The sequence below is a fragment of the Lutimonas halocynthiae genome (genome assembly GCF_030409835.1).
Classification (GTDB): Bacteria; Bacteroidota; Bacteroidia; order Flavobacteriales; family Flavobacteriaceae; genus Lutimonas; species Lutimonas halocynthiae.
Genome location: NZ_JAUFQO010000007.1, coordinates 1 through 4339, shown reverse-complemented (window position 1 = coordinate 4339; position 4339 = coordinate 1). Strand labels below are relative to the sequence as shown.

Here is a 4339-nt window from a genome sequence, read left to right as displayed (position 1 = left end):
TTGTTTTGCAAGTGTTTTCTCAGAGTTTGAGATTGTCAAAAAAGTAAGAGTGAAAATAGAAAGTAATATTATATCAATCCACAACTAATCATAACCAATACGTTAGCAAATATTACGATTAAAAAACAGAATGAAAACAATTGTAATTTCATTATTGATAATCTTCAGTTTGATTTCTTGCAAAGAGAAACCTACGTTTTGTGAAAACCCATATCAAGTTAAAGAAATAAAACTTGTCCCGACAGAAATTGGAACTGTAGGTAGAGAGATAACAATAAAAAATGACAGTCTGATTAACTTTATTACAAAACAAATATGTGACGTAACGGATGTACAATGGTCTACTGGAACAAGAGGAGAAGGAGAAAGAGTTGAAATACAATTTTTTCCTAACCCTACGAATAAAAAAATATTCATAGTCCACAGAAGTTTAGATTATAATGATTATAGGTTTAGAGAAGGAACTGCATATTTTAGAAATGATTTATTATGTGAGTTAGTATTTAAATTGACAGGAATAGAAAATAAAGGTAGAAATAAGATAAACGAGGAGAATAAATAAAAAACATTTGCTAACAACGGTTATAATTAATTGTTTTGCAAGTGCTTTATCAGAGTTTGAGATTGTCAAAAAGTAAGAGTTAAAAGAGAAAGTAATTTTAAATCAAACCACAACTAATCATAACCAAAACGTTGCCATTCATTGCGGAAAAGAATAAAAATTGAATAATTATGAATAAAATAGCATCAATAATAATTGGAATAATTGCAATCGGAAATGTAATTTATAGTTTTTGGAAATATTCAGATTCGATAGAATTTTTTGGATTTGAAATCAACGTATGGATTTATAGGATATTTTGGAGTTTAATCGCCTTTGGCATGTTGTATGACAAGTTCAGAAAAAAACGGGCAATGAATAATTGAAAATATTTAAGGAATAAAACACAGATTGAATTAACTCAAATTTGCGGAGTTTAATAAGGAAACGGAAAACCTAACTTTGCGGAATTGCAAACTGAAAAAGAAACACTTTTAACAGCGAATAAAAACAACGAAATGGCAACAACGGTTATAATTAATTGTTGCATTCCAGTGAATACAAACTAAGAATTACTAATGAAAATAATGCTAAAAAGAAACATAAGTACACACAGTTTTGTTTACGCTACTAAGTGCCTCCAGCACCTTTGCGGTAAGATGTCGGCACACTCGAACTCTAGGCTTCAACTAAAACTGTCACTCAACAACTAATCATACCCAATACGTTACCCAACATTAGATAAAAAACAGAAATTGAGCACAAAAATAGAACTTTCATTACTTTTCCTTTTTGGATTCTTATTTTTCAGAATTACTGGTCCAATTATAACTAGAAAGCTGGAAAATTTTCATTTAATACACAATCCGAAATTAGTCGAAAAAGCACCATGGGTTTTTAAATACTCTAATCTATTTTTTAAAGCATTTTCATTAATGTGCTTAATTTTTATAGTTATGATTTGGACTGGTTTTGTAACAATGCCTGCAGACTAAAATATTCGATAATGTTCTGAAAAAAAAAAGATACTAAGAAACGAAACTGAACTTTATAACCGAATAAAAAACGTTGGGTTACAACGGTTAAAATTTATTGCTCAGTTTGAGCTAAACTAGAAGTTAGTGGAAATTTAAAAAATCAGTTTATAGCGGAATATAAAGGCTGAATCTAGTCGCATCAAATCTTAACCAAAACGTTACCCAACATTGAATAAAACAATCACAATACAAATTGGAAAATAAGAGGCTTATAATAGGTGTAATTGGATTAATTTTATCTATAATATATATGATTTTCTATATCTACGAAATACGAAAAGAATATTCATCGTCTTATGAGTGGAGAGCTTTTTTTATGGGTATTCTTGGCATTATTGTTAGTTTATTTTGGATTTTTAGGGAATTTCAAAAAGTTTGAATTGACATGTTAGTACGGAAATTTATTACGTTGGGTAACAACGTGTATAATTAATTGTGGTTAAGAGTTATATCATAGTTAGAGCAAGTCAAAGAGTAAGAGTGAGAAGAGAAAGTATAAGTAAGTTTAACCACAACTAATCATACACAAATACGTTGTAGCAAATAAAACTCCATATGAGTGAAGTACTAGGTTACTTATTGGAATTAGTTTCTGACTTTCAGTTTTGGAAAAAGAAAAAGGAAAGGAGAAAGCATGAAAAGGAGAACAATTTACCAAAAAAATTACTGGTTCATTCATTAACAAAAGTTGTACTTTTTACTTTGGTATTAGCTGTAGTTGTCAAATTAGTTGTAGGTGGAATCTATATTTCAAATCGCTATGAAAACGAAACCAAACGTAAAATGGACGAAATCCTGATCTTGCTGGAAGAAAATAGAAAATATTCAGGAAGATATCCAAAAGAGCTAAAAATGATTATCAGAAATAATCCACTTCGAAAGAATATCACTTTAGATTCTTGGGGAAATGAATTTCATTATGAGTCTTTGTCTAATGGTTTAAATTACGTTCTTTTATCGAAAGGTAAAGATGGAGAATTAGGAAATGAAGATGATATTGAAAGTTAAATTACTTGCTACAACAATGTGTATAATTAATTGTTACGGAGGTATTAACTCTAGGTCTTAGGGCAAGTCAATCAGCTAGGAGCTATGCAAGAAAATAACAGTAAGTTTAACCACAACTAATCATACACAAACCGTTACCTGCAAGCTGAAAAAATGAGAAATCCAAAAGAGATAAAATCAATTCCGAAAATTTCTTCAATCTTATTACTTACAATTGGAGGAATTACAACTATAGTATTAGGGATTAAATCAATGCTTATTGGAATTGAAAAACCATCGCTTTTAATAATAGGAATTCCACTTTTGGCTTTTGGGTTATACTGTTTTTATTGGCTTCTAAATTATGATGTTTTGCTTATCTCAAACGGAAAATTAATCTTTAAATCAATCACTGGTTATACAAAGAAAACTATTTCACTTAATGAGTTAAAATCTTATTCTGAAATTGAAAAAGAAAATGCAAGTAGAGCTTTAGCACATAGAAAATGGAAAGACTTAACTCTAATTAGTGAGAATTTTAATTATAAATTATCATCAACTAGTTATTCAAATTACCAAGAATTAAGGGATAGATTAATAATTGGATTAAAAAGAGACACAAAATTTGAAAATGACTGGCAGAATAAAAACTCGACTCAGATTGGTATTGGATCTATTCTTTTTGGTTTGTTTTTTGGATATTGGTTATTGAAACATAGTGGAAACCATTTAAATGAAATTCTGATTATAGTATTAATAACTTCAGTGTTTATTGGGGGCGGGGCTTATTTGATAATAAATCGTAGAAATGCCAGCAGGTAACAACGGGTATAAGCAATAGCTTCAATCCGTAACAAAACGAAAATGAAAGTAAAAACAAACAAATAGAAATAAATCAACATTGTGGGAGAGCTACTGCTCATACCCAATACGTTGGCAACCATTAAAGTAAACAAGAATAAATGACATCACATCTAAGATTTATTATACCATTATTGTTTCTTTTAATTTCATGCACAAAACCGATTCCGAAGAATAAAAGAATCTATGCAAAAGGAGAAATAGTGAAAATATCCTATCATAAATCAGGTTCTTGTAATGTTAAGTTTTATGATAGTTTACAAAATGAACATATTGGGCATTATATTCATAAAATACACAAATTGAGAATTGGTGAGAATTATTGGATTGCATACGATAAAAATAATATTGAGAATGTGAATGTGTATTTTACCGCTCCAATTGTGCAAGACTCTTTAAACTACATAAGTTCCCAAGCAATGATACTAAGTAATAATTTAGATGAATTCTTTAATAGTAATTATTGCAGTTTTAGCTATTCCTATAATGGAAAGAGATACAATAGGTATCAACACCTAGTTAATAAAAGTATAAAAAAAGGTGATAATGTCGAATTGTTAATCAATAAAAATCGACCTGAAATAGCATATATTAAAGGAAGTAGTGCAATAACAAAATAGTTTACTATTTAAATATTCGAATTATTGACCAATACTCAATTATATAAAAAAGAATTGAATAAAAACGGTTGCCAACAACGGTTATAATTAATTGTGGTTTAGAGTTATCCTGAAGTTAGAACAAGTCAAAAAGTAAGAGTAAAAAGAGAAAGTAAATTTAAATCAATCCACAACTAATCATAACCACACCGTTGGGGCAAATAAATCATTCACATGCAAAAAACCATCATTTTCTTGTTAATTCTGATTGTCACAAGTTGCACCTTAGAAAAGAGCGAATTGGAATGTCAAAA

Annotated in this window: 4 protein-coding genes; all 4 read left to right on the top strand. The window is 29.1% G+C overall.

From position 1 onward, the window contains the following. Positions 1-130: 130 nt before the first annotated feature. Positions 131-562 (top strand): hypothetical protein, encoded by a 432-nt coding sequence (locus QWY87_RS11680; RefSeq protein WP_290291348.1) that lies wholly within the window; start codon positions 131-133, stop codon positions 560-562. A gap of 1571 nt (positions 563-2133) precedes the next feature. Next, entirely contained in the window at positions 2134-2586 is a 453-nt protein-coding gene (locus tag QWY87_RS11675) for a type II secretion system protein GspG (protein WP_290291345.1), read from the top strand. A 153-nt stretch (positions 2587-2739) separates the two neighbouring features. Then, positions 2740-3387 carry a hypothetical protein gene (locus tag QWY87_RS11670; protein WP_290291344.1) on the top strand — a complete coding sequence of 216 codons (648 nt, stop codon included), beginning with the start codon at positions 2740-2742 and terminating at the stop codon, positions 3385-3387. A 140-nt stretch (positions 3388-3527) separates the two neighbouring features. Continuing rightward, complete coding sequence (locus QWY87_RS11665; RefSeq protein WP_290291342.1) at positions 3528-4046, top strand: hypothetical protein; 519 nt, start codon at positions 3528-3530, stop codon at positions 4044-4046. Positions 4047-4339: the final 293 nt, after the last annotated feature.